This is a genomic window from Enterobacter sp. DC4, from assembly GCF_000568095.1.
Classification (GTDB): Bacteria; Pseudomonadota; Gammaproteobacteria; order Enterobacterales; family Enterobacteriaceae; genus Enterobacter; species Enterobacter pseudoroggenkampii.
Window position 1 is genome coordinate 329317 of record NZ_AZUB01000004.1, and the last position, 13376, is coordinate 342692.

Here is a 13376-nt window from a genome sequence, read left to right on the forward strand (position 1 = left end):
GATAACAAAATACGGGAGAGGGTGTTACAAACACATAAAAAAAACCCTCGTCTTTTGACGAGGGTTTACAATTTTGGTGGAGCTAAGCGGGATCGAACCGCTGACCTCTTGCATGCCATGCAAGCGCTCTCCCAGCTGAGCTATAGCCCCACATGTTACTTTACTAACCGCACTCTGTTGGGTTCAGAGTTTGGTGGAGCTAAGCGGGATCGAACCGCTGACCTCTTGCATGCCATGCAAGCGCTCTCCCAGCTGAGCTATAGCCCCATCGTAAAGCTGTCATGTTGACGGGCGGCATAATATGAATTCCGCTGCGGAGTGTCAACGGCAAAATCAATGACCGTCGTTCGATCGCCGAAAAATCATGCAAATGAATCACTTTGCGAGCGTGCTCGTAATCAGGAGTTAAGCCTGTCACGTTTTCACGTAAAACGGTGCTATAAAATGAGCCGTTAATTAACCCCACAGATATTCAGGAAATTGCATGATCAAGGAACGAATGACGCCAGAAGAGTTAGCCCTCCTCACTGGCTATAGCCGCCAGACCATCAATAAATGGGTACGCAAAGAGGGTTGGATTACATCACCAAAGCCAGGCGTCCAGGGCGGGAAAGCGCGCCTGGTGCATGTGAACGAAAAAGTCCGTGACTTTATCCGCAGCGCACGTCGGGCAAGTGAAACGTCCGAACTGCCGGAAGGCACCAGCCTTGACGGTTCGCTTCACACCCTACTCCTCACGCTGGCCAATGAAATGACGCCGGAAGAGCAGAAGCAGATGACATCGCTGTTAATGCGGGAAGGGATTACCGGATTGTTGCAACGTTTAGGGATTCGCGATCAGAACTGATATGAAAAAATTACGTAGCAAAATGACCACGGAAGAGCTGGCGGAGTGTTTAGGCGTTGCCAGACAAACGGTTAATAGCTGGATACGCCAGCAGGGGTGGAAAACGGAAGGACTCAACGGCGTAAAGGGGGGTCGGGCTCGGCTCATTCATGTTGATGCGCGCGTGAAGGAACATATTATAAGCCTCCCGGCGATCCGTAACCGTCAGGTGGTTTACCATCTCGCTGAGGCCACGTCTGCCTATAATGGACCCTCTTCAAACCTGTCTCCGGGCATTATTGAGACGCTGGAGAGTATGACTCCGTCAGAGCAGAAGCGTCTGGACGCTTTTTGAAACGCGAGGGTATACACGGTTTTCTTACACGTCTGGGTATCGCGGAAAAAGAGGCATAAAAAAACGGCAGGTTACCCTGCCGTTTTTGTAGACGTGATTACTGCTGATTTTCACGTTCAGCGATGAAGTCCAGCGCCTTGTTAATGCGCGCCACGCTGCGCGACTTGCCGATGGCATGAACCGTTACGTCCAGCGCCGGAGACTGACCCGCACCGGTCACCGCGACGCGCAGTGGCATACCGACTTTACCCATGCCGACTTCCAGCTCGTCTGCCGTCGCCTGAATGGCGTGATGCACATTCTCAGCGGTCCACTCGGTGAGGGCAGCCAGCTTATCACGCACCACTTCCAGCGGCTGACGCGCAACCGGACGGAGGTGTTTCTTAGCGGCGTCCGCGTCGAACGCATCAAACTCTTCATAGAAGTAGCGGCAGCTTTCGGCAATCTCTTTCAGGGTTTTGCAGCGCTCGCCGAGCAGTTTCACCAAATCCGCCAGCTCAGGGCCAGTGCGGGTATCAATATTTGCCTGCTCAATGTGCCACTGCAGATACGTCGCCACATATTCTGGCGGCATGGTATTGATGTAGTGATGGTTCAGCCACAGGAGCTTGTCGGTATTAAATGCGCTCGCTGATTTGCTCACAGAGCTCAGAGAGAACAGTTCGATCATCTCTTCGCGGCTGAAGATCTCCTGATCACCGTGGGCCCAGCCCAGGCGCACCAGATAGTTCAGCAGCGCTTCCGGCAGATAACCGTCGTCACGATACTGCATGACGCTCACCGCACCGTGACGTTTAGACAGTTTTTTGCCGTCATCACCGTTGATCATGGAGACGTGCGCATAAACAGGCACCGGCGCGTTCAGCGCCTTCAGGATGTTGATCTGACGTGGCGTGTTGTTGATGTGGTCTTCACCGCGCACAACGTGGGTAATTTCCATATCCCAGTCGTCAACCACAACACAGAAGTTGTAGGTTGGGGAACCATCGGTGCGACGGATGATCAGATCGTCCAGCTCCTGGTTGCTGAATTCGATCGGGCCACGGATCTGGTCGTCAAAGATCACCGAGCCATCCTGCGGGTTAGCAAAACGCACGACGCAAGGCTCATCAGCAGCATGCTCGCTGTGGTCGTGGCGGCAGCGGCCGTCATAACGCGGCTTCTCACCGTTCGCCATCTGCTCTTCGCGCAGCGCATCCAGACGCTCTTTTGAGCAGTAGCACTTATACGCCGTGCCCGCGACCAGCATCTCATCAATGACGGCGTTATAGCGGTCAAAGCGTTTGGTCTGGAAATACGGGCCTTCGTCCCATTCCAGATTCAGCCAGTTCATCCCATCCATAATGGCTTCAATTGCTTCCGGCGTGGAGCGCTCAAGATCGGTGTCTTCAATACGCAGCACGAACTCACCTTTGTTGTGGCGTGCGAAAAGCCAGGAATAGAGAGCGGTACGTGCACCACCGACGTGCAGATAGCCTGTCGGGCTCGGCGCGAAGCGAGTTTTGATTTTCATGAAATGGCCTTACGTTATAAAGATGCCGGCAATCGGCAAATCCTGGGGAAAAAACGATGGGCAATATTCTATCACTGTGGGGGGAATCCTCAATGTTGATCCCTTTATCATGACCGGGTTTGCGATTTTTGTTTAGAAATCATGCGCCACAGCCCGTTTCGCGGTCGTTTTGTTTAATTTTACGACGAACGAATAAAAACTTTAGAAAATGCGTTGACTCATTTTCAACTCTCCCTATAATGCGACTCCACACAGCGGGGGTGATTAGCTCAGTTGGTAGAGCATCTCCTTTACACGGAGGGGGTCGGCGGTTCGAGCCCGTCATCACCCACCATCTACTTCGGTAGACTCGCAGTGTAGATAAGAATTGAGATTGGGCGATTAGCTCAGTTGGTAGAGCATCTCCTTTACACGGAGGGGGTCGGCGGTTCGAGCCCGTCATCGCCCACCATTCTCACCTTATCGCAGCAGTTCCGAAATGGGCGATTAGCTCAGTTGGTAGAGCATCTCCTTTACACGGAGGGGGTCGGCGGTTCGAGCCCGTCATCGCCCACCATTTCGGGTCGTTAGCTCAGTTGGTAGAGCAGTTGACTTTTAATCAATTGGTCGCAGGTTCGAATCCTGCACGACCCACCAATGTAAAAAAGCGCCCTAAAGGCGCTTTTTTGCTATCTGCGATTTGTCTACTTCCCAGCCGTCAACGTCGCAATTAACGTCTTCACCGCTGGCGTTGCCTGCTTCTCGTCATACACCACATATAAATCTGCCGGTATCCGCTCTTTCAGCGGACGGAACACCACGCCCGGCCACTGCATTTGCGCGTAGCTGTCTGCGGCGAGCGTAATTCCCATGCCCATGCTGATCATCGCCAGCACCGTTTGCGGTTCAACGGCTTCGCGCACAATCATCGGCGAAAAACCGGCCTGCTGGCAGACGCGATGTAAAAACGCCCAGTCAGAGTGAGCCGACGGCATCGTGACAAAATACTCGTCCTGCAATTCTGCGAGCGCAATAGAAGGTTCCCTGACCAGCCGGTGATCTTCCGGCATCGCCACCAGAAAAGCCGCCTCACGTAACCGCACGCTGGTAAACCCCGCGGTAGGTTCCGTTGCCATTCGCCAGATCCCGACATCCAGCTCCCGGCGCTCAAGCAGCGCCATCTGCATGACCGGGGATTTCTCGCGAAAAACGACATCAACATTCGGATGTTCTTTCAAAAAAGCGCGCATAACCGTGCGCACCTCACTCCACATGGCGGTGCCCACAATCCCCAGCTCAATGCGCCCTGCTTCCCCCCGGCCAATTTGCTCGACGCGAGCCAGAACCTGGTTTGCGCTGGCGAGCAGCCGTCGTGACTCTTCCATCAGCACTTTACCGGCATGCGTCAACGCGACGCTCCGCGAGTGGCGAATAAACAATAACGTGCCCAGCTGGCTTTCCAGCTCTTTAATATGCAGGCTTAACGGCGGCTGAGACATATTGAGACGGGCCGCAGCCCGTCCAAAATGCAGTTCCTCCGCCACGGCCAGAAAATAGCGCAGCAGCTTGAGATCGGTCCGATAGACGCGTTCCATCAAAACATATCCTGGCGATAACACTTATGCGCCTACCTTAAAGCCTTTCCGCGTCCGGAGGGGAAATTTAGTGCGCAACTGTGCGCATCCCGCTGTTTTTGCAGGTGTGGCTATAGTTAAAGCTGAAATAAAACACTACCGCGAGCGCCAGGGCATAGGCCGCAAATACCAGCCAGATCGTCTGCCAGTCCTTCACCCCGTCCACCGAGAAATAATCAACGGCCATACCGCTCAATACCGAACCGAAATACGCCCCGATACCGTTAACGGTCGTCATAAACAACCCTTGCGCGCTGGCGCGGATATCGGCGCTGACCTCCTGTTCAACAAATACCGAGCCGGAAATATTGAAGAAGTCGAACGCGCAGCCGTAGACAATCATTGAGAGCATGAGCAGCACGAAGCCCGTCGCGGACGGATCGCCAAAGGCAAATAGACCGAACCGCAGCATCCAGGCCACCATGCTCATCAGCATGACGGCTTTAATGCCAAAGCGTCCGAGGAAGTACGGAATGGTCAGAATGAAGAACACCTCAGACATTTGCGAAACGGAGAGCAGGATGGACGGATAGTTGACGATAAAGCTATCGGCATACGCCGGATTACGCGCAAAATCATGCAGGAAGGGGCTGCCAAACGTGTTGGTTATCTGCAGCACGGCGCCCAGCAGCATCGCGAATAAAAAGAACACCGCCATGCGGGGCTGTTTAAACAGGATAAACGCATTGAGGCCGAGCTTGCTTGCCAGCGACTGAGAGGTTTTCGCCTGTGCAACTGGAATGGCTGGCAATGTCAGAGAATAGAGCGCCAGCAGCAGAGACGCGGCAGCCGCAATATAGAGCTGCACGTTGCTCAGCTCCGCCCCCATCAGGCTTATGGCCCACATCGCGGCAATAAAGCCCACGGTGCCATACACCCGTACTCGCGGAAAATGGCTCACCGTATCCAGCCCTGCCTGTTCAAGACAGGAGTAAGAAATCGTATTCGACAGCGCAATCGTGGGCATGAAGGCCATCGCATTCACCAGCATGACCCAGAACATCAGGCCGGGCTCATTGACCTGTGCGGCATAGCAGAGCGCGACGGCGCAGACGAGGTGGCAAATCACGTAAGCACGGTCTGCCCGCAGCCATTTGTCGGCAATAATTCCCACCAGCGAGGGCATAACAATCGCGGCAAGTCCTTTGGAGCTGTACACCATGCCCACGTCGGAGCCGGTAAAGTGTAGGGTGTTAATCATGTAAGCGCCGAGGGTTACCAGCCAGCTCCCCCAGATAAAATATTGCATAAAGGACATCAGCTTTAAGCGAGTCGTGATGTTCATAACCCATTCCTTATAGCAGTGTGGCCCTGGCGGGCCACTTTATTGTTTTACTCAGGCAATATGGCGAAGAAAACCGCAGATAAGATTGATAAAGTTCTGGCGGGAGAGCTCGGCAGCAGCGAGGGTTTGCTCATGCGAGAGTTTGACCTCCCCCAGCCCTTCGGCGAGATTGGTAATTGCAGAAACGGCCACGACCTTCAGGCCGCAGTGGCGCGCGGTAATCACTTCCGGCACCACGGACATCCCCACCACATCGCCGCCGATAATCTGCATCATGCGGATCTCGGCCGCCGTCTCAAAGTTCGGGCCGGGATAAGAGACAAACACCCCTTCATGCAGCGGGAAGCCTTCTTTCGTTGCCACAGTTTGCAGAACGGCACGGTAATCCGCGTCGTAAGCATTGGCCAGAGAGAAGAAACGATCGCCAAAGCGCTCATCGTTCAGCCCCACCATCGGCGTGCCCGGCATGGTGTTGATATGGTCGCTCAGGGCAACCAGGCTTCCCGGCTGAACCTCCGGGCGCAGCGAACCCGCCGCATTGGTGCTAAACAGCAGCTCGCACCCCAGCAGCGTAAAGGTGCGGATCGCATCGGTCATGATGGTCATCCCGCGCCCTTCATAGAAATGGCCGCGCCCCTTCATGCAGGCAACCGGCACCCCGGCCAGATGCCCGAGCACCAGCTCGCCGGCATGGCCATGCACGGTGCTCACCGGGAAGCCCGGCAGCTTTTCGTAGCTCAGGGAAACGGCGTCATCAATCTGGTCGGCAAGTGCGCCCAGGCCAGAGCCGAGAATAAACGCCACGCGAGGCGTGAAGTTCGGCTTAGCGGCGCGAATGATATCGGCGCAGTACCACGGGTTATTCGAGAGGGTCATAGAGGCTCCTTAAGGATGAAAATCGCGATAGCGGGGATCGCATGACTTACGTCTTATATCCGCAGCCTGCCGGTGACCTCCAATACACTTTCACCGCACCATCAATACTGATTGTGTATCGATGCAACTCCCTGCCAGATATGGCAGTTTTGCTCAAGCTAATCCCGTCGGTGCCGATACCTCTGTTTTATAACGCGAGGAAAAAGTATGACGACCATTCAGGCTTCAACCCAACAGATTCAAACCAGCGGCGCGAGTGGCACTTCGAGCAGTAACGATATCTCTGCGCAAATCACCCGCATTCTCGACAAGATCAAAAAGCTGACCCAGCAGTTAAAAGAGCTGGCGAACAGCCCCGTCAGCACGGATGAGAAGAAGAAGCAGCAGGAACTTATTCAGACCCAGATCAAAGTGCTGCAGGCGCAGCTCGCCGCACTGCAGCGCCAGCAGGCTGAAGAGGCCCAGAAGAAGCAGGATCAAAAACTGGGCAAAGTGGAAGGAGTGAACAGCCCGTCAGACAAAAATCAGATCGATATCTACATCTAATCTTCTGATGCGTTAAACAGTGGGTCGCGTATGCGGGCTTCGGTTAATCGTTGTGCCTGAATACGCACCACTTCCCAGATAGCCTGCGCCGCCCCCGAGAGTGAACGATTTTTTCGCCGCACCAGCATCAGCTTTCGCTCGACAACGGGTGTTAATCGCTTGACGGCCAGCCGGCTTCCCTGCGGCAGGGGAAGCGCCAGGGCTGGCAACACGCTGATGCCAATCCCGGCTTCCACCATCGGAAACAGCGTCGCCGGGTGACCAATCTCCTGGACAATCGTTGCCTTTACGCCCTGATTCACCAGCGCGGAATCAATCAGCGGACGGCTGCCCGAGGCATAGTCCTGTAAAACCAGGTTGGCGCCCTGCAGGAACTGCCAGCTGACCTCCGGCAACGTGGCCAGCGGATCGTCGTCACGGCAGAGCAGTAAAAAGGGCTCCGAAAGTACGCTTTCGCACGCCAGATCGCTCACCTGACCGGGATCGATAACAATACCAAAATCCACATCTCCCTGACGGATGCTCTCCAGCACCCACTGCTGCGGCCTGTCATGCAGGACAAAATCAATGTCCGGGTAGCGATGACTGCCCTCGGCTATACACTGCGGGATAAGGTGTGCAGAGATCGTCTGGCTGGCCGCGACCCGCACGGTACCCGAAAGCTGCTGCCCCAGCCTCCCCACGTCTCTGAGCGTGCTGTTCAGCTCATCCAGCAGCCGCTCAAGACGCAGGGCCAGCTGCTGCCCTGCTTCGGTCAACACCACTTCGCGCGTGGTGCGGTCAAGCAACTTCACCCCGGTCTGATTCTCCAGCTCTTTCACGCTGTGGCTGACCGCCGACTGGCTCAGGCCAATCATCTCCCCTGCCCGGCTAAAACTGCGAGCCTGCGCCACGGTGACAAAAACACGAAGCTGACGTAATGAATAATTCATCTGTTTAATTCATGAATGGATGCAATAAATCAATTTTATTTCTCAAACGGAAGAAAGCACAATAGCGACATCTGCTTTCAGGAGTGATTATGAAACTTTTTCGTATCCTTGATCCGTTCACGCTTACCCTGGTGGTTACCGTTTTACTGGCCTCGTTTTTCCCGGCTCGCGGCGGTTTCGTCCCATTCTTTGAAGGGCTGACCACGGCGGCCATCGCCCTGCTGTTCTTTATGCACGGCGCCAAACTCTCCCGCGAAGCCATTATCGCAGGCGGCGGACACTGGCGACTGCATCTGTGGGTGATGTGCAGCACCTTTATTCTGTTCCCAATCCTCGGGGTGCTGTTTGCCTGGTGGGCACCGGTGAATGTTGACCCGGCACTCTACACCGGCTTCCTGTATCTCTGTATTCTGCCGGCCACCGTGCAGTCCGCCATCGCCTTTACCTCGCTGGCAGGCGGCAACGTGGCGGCCGCGGTCTGCTCGGCATCGGCATCCAGCCTGTTAGGGATTTTCGTCTCTCCGCTGCTGGTGGGCCTGCTGATGAACATGCACGGTGCGGAAGGTAACCTTGAGCAGGTGGGCAAAATCTGTCTGCAGCTGCTGCTGCCGTTTGTCCTGGGCCATCTCTCCCGTCCGTGGACCGGCGCGTTTGTGGCGAAGCATAAAAAGTGGATCTCAAAAACCGACCAGACCTCGATTCTGCTGGTGGTTTACTCCGCCTTCAGCGAAGCGGTCGTGAACGGGATCTGGCACAAGGTGGGGGCAGGCTCGCTGCTGTTTATCGTGGTGGTCAGCATTGTCCTGCTGGCGATTGTAATAGCGGTAAACGTCTTTGTGGCACGCAGGTGCGGCTTCAACAAAGCGGATGAAATTACGATTGTATTCTGCGGTTCGAAGAAGAGTCTGGCTAACGGTATCCCGATGGCCAACATTCTGTTCCCGACCTCGGTGATTGGGATGATGGTGCTGCCGCTGATGATTTTCCATCAGATCCAGCTGATGGTCTGCGCGGTGCTGGCGCGTCGCTACAAACGCCAGACCGAAAAGCTGGCGCAGGAAGAGACCCGCGCCGCGAAGGCTTAAGGACGTTTCAGGGGCTGCACCAGCTGGGTCAGCCCCTCGGTTTTGATCAGTAACGTGATAGCCATCAGCTCGCCCAGTCGCCCTGCCGGGAATTCATCCTTGCGGGCAAACCACAGCAGATACTCCTCCGGCAAATCGATCAGCCTGCGGCCCTTGTATTTACCGAACGGCATCTCGGTATTGGCGATCTCAACGAGCTGCTCTTTCTCCACGTTACTCTCCTAACAGACGCATCATTTCCGCTTCGTCGATAACCTCAATGCCGAGCTCCTGGGCTTTCGCCAGCTTAGAACCCGCCGCTTCCCCGGCGATCACCAGGTCGGTTTTCTTCGACACGCTGCCCGCCACTTTTGCCCCCAGCGCCACCAGACGCGCTTTTGCATCGTCGCGTGAAAGCTGGCTCAGGCTGCCGGTCAGCACCACCGTTTTACCGGCGAACGGGCTGTCGATCTCTTCGGCGTTGACCACTACCGGTGCGGGCCACCTGATGCCCTCTTCCAGCAGTTTGCCGATGACTTCGCGGTTGCTCTCTTCGGCGAAGAAGTTAAAGACGTGCGTGGCGACAACGATGCCGACATCCGGGACTTTCTGCAGCTCCTCGATGCTCGCCTTTTCCAGTGCCTCCAGCGTACCAAAGTACGCCGCCAGACCTGCTGCGGTTGCTTCACCCACTTCACGAATGCCCAGCGCGTACAGGAAGCGGGCGAAGGTGGTCTCTTTGGCGGCTTCCAGCGCGTTAACCACGTTCTGGGCTGACTTCGGCCCCATGCGATCCAGACCGGTCAGTTTGCCCGCCGTCAGTTTGAAGAGATCCGCTGGCGTGTGGACATACTCTTTCTCAACCAGCTGATCGATAATTTTATCGCCCATGCCGTCAACGTCCATCGCCCGACGGGAGACGAAGTGCTTCAGCGACTCTTTACGCTGCGCACCGCAGATTAAGCCCCCCGTGCAGCGCGTCACCGCTTCACCTTCCACACGCTCAACGTCAGAGCCGCACACCGGGCAATGGGTCGGGAAGACAATCTCGCGCGTATCGTCGGGACGTTCTGACTCCACGACGTTAACCACCTGCGGGATCACGTCGCCCGCGCGGCGAATCACCACTTTGTCACCAATGCGCAGGCCCAGGCGTTCAATCTCATCGGCGTTATGCAGCGTGGCATTACTGACCAGCACGCCCGCAACCTGCACGGGCTCCAGACGCGCAACCGGGGTAATGGCGCCCGTACGGCCGACCTGGAACTCCACGTCGCGGACGAAGGTCATCTGCTCCTGAGCCGGGAACTTAAACGCCACCGCCCAGCGCGGCGCGCGCGCCACAAAGCCCAGCTGCTCCTGCAGCGCCAGTGAATTCACCTTGATGACCACGCCATCAATATCAAACCCGAGCGTCGGACGGTCCTCTTCCACCTTGTGGTAGAACGCCAGGACCGCTTCCGGCGAGTCGCAGAGCTGAACGCGGTTGCTCACCGGCAAGCCCCACGCTTTAAACTGCAGCAGACGCCCGAGGTGGGTATCCGGCAGCTCGCCGCCCTCCAGAATACCGACGCCGTAGCAGAAGAAAGTAAGCGGTCGCTTCGCGGTGATACGCGGGTCAAGCTGGCGCAGCGAGCCCGCCGCCGCGTTACGCGGGTTAGCAAACACCTTCCCGCCGGTGCGACGCGCCTCTTCGTTAATTTTCTCGAAGCCCGCCTGCGGCAGGAACACTTCGCCGCGCACTTCCAGACGCGCAGGAATGTTGTCGCCCTGCAGTCTCAGCGGGATCGCGCGGATGGTACGCACGTTGGTGGTGATGTCTTCGCCCGTCGTGCCGTCGCCACGCGTCGCGGCACGCACCAGCACGCCGTTTTCATAGAGAAGGCTGACGGCCAGGCCGTCCAGCTTCAGCTCGCAGCACCAGGTGAGGGAATCGCTGCTTTTCAGGCGATCCTGCACGCGCTTGTTAAACGCGAGGAAGCTCTCTTCATCGAAGACGTTATCCAGCGACAGCATCGGCACTTCATGACGCACCTGGCTAAAAGCCCCCAGCGGCTCAGCGCCGACGCGCTGGGTGGGGGAATCCGGTGTGATAAGGTCAGGATGCTGCGCCTCTAATTCGCGCAGCTCGCGCATCAGGCGGTCATATTCCGCATCCGGAACTTCCGGCGCGTCCATAACATGATAGAGGTATTCATGATGGCGAAGCGTGGTTCGCAGTTCAGTGAGTTGTTGTTCGATTGAGTCCATATCGCACCATCAATGAGAAAAAACCCCCGACATGCGGGGGTTGAGGAGGAGTTGAAGTCAACGCGGCGATTACGCGTTAGCTTCCTTAACTTCGCGGATGCGGTCCTGATACTCGCGCAGCTTCTGCGGGGTCATCATTCGACGCTGATCGTCGAGCACCACACCGCCGACTTCGTCAGCGATGTGCTGAGCGGACTGCAGCATCAGCTTAAAGTTTTGCAGTTCGTCGCCGTAGGACGGCACCTGCATAAAGATAGTCACACCCGGGGTCACGAAATCACCGGTCATTTCCGGATCAAAGGTGCCAGGGTTAACCATGTTGGCCAGGCTGAACAGCGCCGGGCCGCTACCGTCAGGGCTCAGGTGGCGATGGAAGATGTTCATATCACCAAACTTGAAGCCTGCCTGTTGAATACTGTTGAGCAGCACGTCACCGTTGAGATGGCTGCCGTGATGCGCGGCCACGTTCATAATGATCACCGCTTCTTTACGCTGCGGTTTTTCAACAACCGGCTCTGGCTCTACAACGGGCTCAGGCTCAACGTGCGGGGCCGGAGCGGGCTGAGGCGCAGGCTGCACATGAACAGGCTGCTGCGGCTGTTGTACCGGCTGAGCAGGCTGTTGTTGCACGGGCTGCTGCACCGGTTGCTGTTGAACCGGCTGGGCAGGCTGCTGATAGACAGGCTGTTGCGGCGGCTGGCGCACCGGCTCTTCCACAGGCTGCTGCGCTGGCTGGCGCGGCTGTGCGGAAGCATACGGCGGTTGATACTGGTGCTGCGAAGGACGAGGTGCTTCTTGCTCCCCATGGCCTGCGCCGGGCGCAGTATTGACCCGATGAACACGAACTTCACCCACGCCGTCGTCGTCGCTGCCGTCGATGTCATCTTCACTGTCATCGTCATCACGACTGGACTTCATGCGCTTCAGTGGGCGATCGCGAAACATCGAGGAACGCTCTTTACGGCTGGTCCAGAAACCATGTACCAGTAAAGCGATTATGGCGATCGCGCCAACAATGATTAATATCAGACGCAAATCCTGCATCATTATATTCTCTGTTGTTCTAACACCTTGCCACCACGGCAAACATTTACTCACTAAGAGTATTTGCCGTTTACGTCAAGTGCAAGTGTGTGCAGAGCATTCACAGCATAAAGATGAAGGAAATCGTGCTTTTTGCTGGTTTTTCGAACATTTCCGAACTGGTCATTGCTCCGTAAGTGGATAATATAGGCGGGCAATTCCACTGGTTGTGTAAAAAGGAGTACAGCCTGGCTATGGTTTCAACATCTTCTTCTCCCCCACGCAGCGGCGTCTGGTATTTTTCTCAGGGCTGGAAACTGGTCTCCCTGCCGGGGATTCGACGCTTCGTCATTCTCCCACTGTTGATCAACATTATTCTGATGGGCGGCGCGTTCTGGTGGCTGTTCACCAAGCTGGAGAGCTGGATCCCGTCACTGATGAGCTACGTGCCAGACTGGCTGCAGTGGCTTAACTACCTGCTCTGGCCAGTGGCGGTGATCTCCGTGCTGCTGGTGTTTGGGTATTTTTTCTCGACGATTGCCAACTGGATAGCCGCGCCGTTTAACGGTCTGCTGGCGGAACAGCTGGAAGCGCGGCTTACCGGCGCGACGCCGCCGGATACGGGCATATGGGGGATCATGAAAGACCTCCCTCGCATTATGAAGCGTGAATGGCAGAAGTTTGCCTGGTACCTGCCCCGCGCGGTTGTGCTGCTTATCCTCTACTTTGTGCCAGGCATTGGCCAGACGGTGGCACCCGTGCTGTGGTTCCTGTTCAGCGCCTGGATGCTGGCCATCCAGTACTGTGATTATCCGTTCGATAACCACAAGGTGCCGTTTAAAACGATGCGCACCGCCCTGCGCAGCCAGAAGGTCGCCAATATGCAGTTTGGCGCGCTGACCAGCCTGTTCACCATGATTCCCTTCCTGAATCTGTTCATTATGCCCGTCGCCGTCTGCGGCGCGACGGCGATGTGGGTCGACTGCTATCGTGCTAAGCACGCGTTATGGAAATAATGCAAAAATGTGTAAAGCAGGGGTGGCTTATGCCGCCCCTTATTCCATACTGATCCCCATTATTTCCTTGCAGTATA

The 13376-nt window shown here is 56.1% G+C and carries 12 protein-coding genes, 6 tRNA genes and 1 pseudogene; 9 read left to right on the plus strand and 10 right to left on the minus strand.

The features are described from left to right. Window positions 1-74: 74 nt before the first annotated feature. Together P349_RS10580 and P349_RS10575 are read right to left on the minus strand one after the other, a co-directional pair. Window positions 75-150: transfer RNA gene (locus tag P349_RS10580), tRNA-Ala, on the minus strand. A gap of 41 nt (window positions 151-191) precedes the next feature. Beyond that, window positions 192-267, minus strand: a tRNA-Ala gene (locus P349_RS10575). 217 nt (window positions 268-484) lie between these two features. Here P349_RS10575 and P349_RS10570 point away from each other — a divergent pair. Together P349_RS10570 and P349_RS10565 are read left to right on the plus strand one after the other, a co-directional pair. Further along, the gene (locus P349_RS10570; RefSeq protein WP_024907623.1) at window positions 485-847 is read left to right on the plus strand and encodes a YfeC-like transcriptional regulator; all 363 of its coding nucleotides are present in this window, start codon (window positions 485-487) and stop codon (window positions 845-847) included. A 1-nt stretch (window position 848) separates the two neighbouring features. Then, window positions 849-1240: pseudogene (locus tag P349_RS10565) on the plus strand (YfeC-like transcriptional regulator). Between the two features lie 38 nt (window positions 1241-1278). Here the strand turns inward: P349_RS10565 and gltX are convergent. After that, complete coding sequence (gltX, locus tag P349_RS10560) at window positions 1279-2694, minus strand: glutamate--tRNA ligase (RefSeq protein ID WP_024907621.1); 1416 nt, start codon at window positions 2692-2694, stop codon at window positions 1279-1281. A gap of 258 nt (window positions 2695-2952) precedes the next feature. On the opposite strand from gltX, the gene P349_RS10555 reads away from it, so the two are divergent. The 4 genes from P349_RS10555 (at window position 2953) to P349_RS10540 (ending at window position 3330) form a co-directional block, all read left to right on the plus strand. Next, window positions 2953-3028 (plus strand) — tRNA-Val (locus tag P349_RS10555). Window positions 3029-3069: 41 nt separating this feature from the next. Beyond that, window positions 3070-3145, plus strand: a tRNA-Val gene (locus P349_RS10550). A 29-nt stretch (window positions 3146-3174) separates the two neighbouring features. Beyond that, window positions 3175-3250: transfer RNA gene (locus P349_RS10545), tRNA-Val, on the plus strand. 4 nt (window positions 3251-3254) lie between these two features. After that, window positions 3255-3330 (plus strand) — tRNA-Lys (locus P349_RS10540). Between the two features lie 47 nt (window positions 3331-3377). Here the strand turns inward: P349_RS10540 and P349_RS10535 are convergent. The 3 genes from P349_RS10535 to xapA form a co-directional block, all read right to left on the minus strand. After that, window positions 3378-4268, minus strand: a complete 891-nt coding sequence (locus tag P349_RS10535) for a LysR family transcriptional regulator (protein ID WP_032646689.1) — start codon at window positions 4266-4268, stop codon at window positions 3378-3380. A gap of 67 nt (window positions 4269-4335) precedes the next feature. After that, the gene (locus P349_RS10530) at window positions 4336-5592 is read right to left on the minus strand and encodes a nucleoside permease (RefSeq protein ID WP_032646691.1); all 1257 of its coding nucleotides are present in this window, start codon (window positions 5590-5592) and stop codon (window positions 4336-4338) included. Window positions 5593-5643: 51 nt separating this feature from the next. Beyond that, a complete protein-coding gene (gene xapA / locus P349_RS10525; RefSeq protein ID WP_032646692.1) occupies window positions 5644-6468 on the minus strand; it encodes a xanthosine phosphorylase in 825 nt (274 codons plus the stop codon). Window positions 6469-6675: 207 nt separating this feature from the next. On the opposite strand from xapA, the gene P349_RS10520 reads away from it, so the two are divergent. After that, window positions 6676-7014 (plus strand): FlxA-like family protein, encoded by a 339-nt coding sequence (locus P349_RS10520; RefSeq protein WP_024907617.1) that lies wholly within the window; start codon window positions 6676-6678, stop codon window positions 7012-7014. Here P349_RS10520 and P349_RS10515 read toward each other — a convergent pair. Further along, window positions 7011-7946: a LysR family transcriptional regulator gene (locus tag P349_RS10515; protein ID WP_032646694.1), complete on the minus strand. Its 936-nt coding sequence runs from the start codon at window positions 7944-7946 to the stop codon at window positions 7011-7013. The genes P349_RS10520 and P349_RS10515 overlap by 4 nt on opposite strands. Before the next feature lie 89 nt (window positions 7947-8035). Between P349_RS10515 and P349_RS10510 the strand changes: the two genes are divergently transcribed. Then, window positions 8036-9031, plus strand: a complete 996-nt coding sequence (locus tag P349_RS10510) for a bile acid:sodium symporter family protein (RefSeq protein ID WP_023332950.1) — start codon at window positions 8036-8038, stop codon at window positions 9029-9031. On the opposite strand, the gene P349_RS10505 is transcribed toward P349_RS10510, so the two are convergent. The 3 genes from P349_RS10505 to zipA all read right to left on the minus strand — a co-directional run bounded on the left by P349_RS10505 (window position 9028) and on the right by zipA (window position 12307). After that, window positions 9028-9243 (minus strand): DUF3820 family protein, encoded by a 216-nt coding sequence (locus tag P349_RS10505; RefSeq protein WP_003861328.1) that lies wholly within the window; start codon window positions 9241-9243, stop codon window positions 9028-9030. The genes P349_RS10510 and P349_RS10505 overlap by 4 nt on opposite strands. 1 nt (window position 9244) lies before the next feature. Then, window positions 9245-11260, minus strand: a complete 2016-nt coding sequence (gene ligA / locus P349_RS10500; RefSeq protein WP_032646696.1) for an NAD-dependent DNA ligase LigA — start codon at window positions 11258-11260, stop codon at window positions 9245-9247. 69 nt (window positions 11261-11329) lie between these two features. After that, entirely contained in the window at window positions 11330-12307 is a 978-nt protein-coding gene (gene zipA, locus P349_RS10495) for a cell division protein ZipA (protein WP_032646698.1), read from the minus strand. 230 nt (window positions 12308-12537) lie between these two features. Between zipA and cysZ the strand changes: the two genes are divergently transcribed. Beyond that, window positions 12538-13299 (plus strand): sulfate transporter CysZ, encoded by a 762-nt coding sequence (gene cysZ, locus P349_RS10490; protein WP_032646700.1) that lies wholly within the window; start codon window positions 12538-12540, stop codon window positions 13297-13299. The last annotated feature ends 77 nt before the right edge of the window (window positions 13300-13376 follow it).

Bases quoted from the DNA above. Each gene is read 5' to 3' on its own strand.
- P349_RS10570 (WP_024907623.1), top strand. From the start codon at position 485: ATGATCAAGGAACGAATGACGCCAGAAGAGTTAGCCCTCCTCACTGGC.
- gltX (WP_024907621.1), bottom strand. From the start codon at position 2,694: ATGAAAATCAAAACTCGCTTCGCGCCGAGCCCGACAGGCTATCTGCAC.
- P349_RS10535 (WP_032646689.1), bottom strand. From the start codon at position 4,268: ATGGAACGCGTCTATCGGACCGATCTCAAGCTGCTGCGCTATTTTCTG.
- ligA (WP_032646696.1), bottom strand. From the start codon at position 11,260: ATGGACTCAATCGAACAACAACTCACTGAACTGCGAACCACGCTTCGC.
- zipA (WP_032646698.1), bottom strand. From the start codon at position 12,307: ATGATGCAGGATTTGCGTCTGATATTAATCATTGTTGGCGCGATCGCC.
- P349_RS10515 (WP_032646694.1), bottom strand. From the start codon at position 7,946: ATGAATTATTCATTACGTCAGCTTCGTGTTTTTGTCACCGTGGCGCAG.
- P349_RS10510 (WP_023332950.1), top strand. From the start codon at position 8,036: ATGAAACTTTTTCGTATCCTTGATCCGTTCACGCTTACCCTGGTGGTT.
- P349_RS10530 (WP_032646691.1), bottom strand. From the start codon at position 5,592: ATGAACATCACGACTCGCTTAAAGCTGATGTCCTTTATGCAATATTTT.
- P349_RS10520 (WP_024907617.1), top strand. From the start codon at position 6,676: ATGACGACCATTCAGGCTTCAACCCAACAGATTCAAACCAGCGGCGCG.
- cysZ (WP_032646700.1), top strand. From the start codon at position 12,538: ATGGTTTCAACATCTTCTTCTCCCCCACGCAGCGGCGTCTGGTATTTT.
- xapA (WP_032646692.1), bottom strand. From the start codon at position 6,468: ATGACCCTCTCGAATAACCCGTGGTACTGCGCCGATATCATTCGCGCC.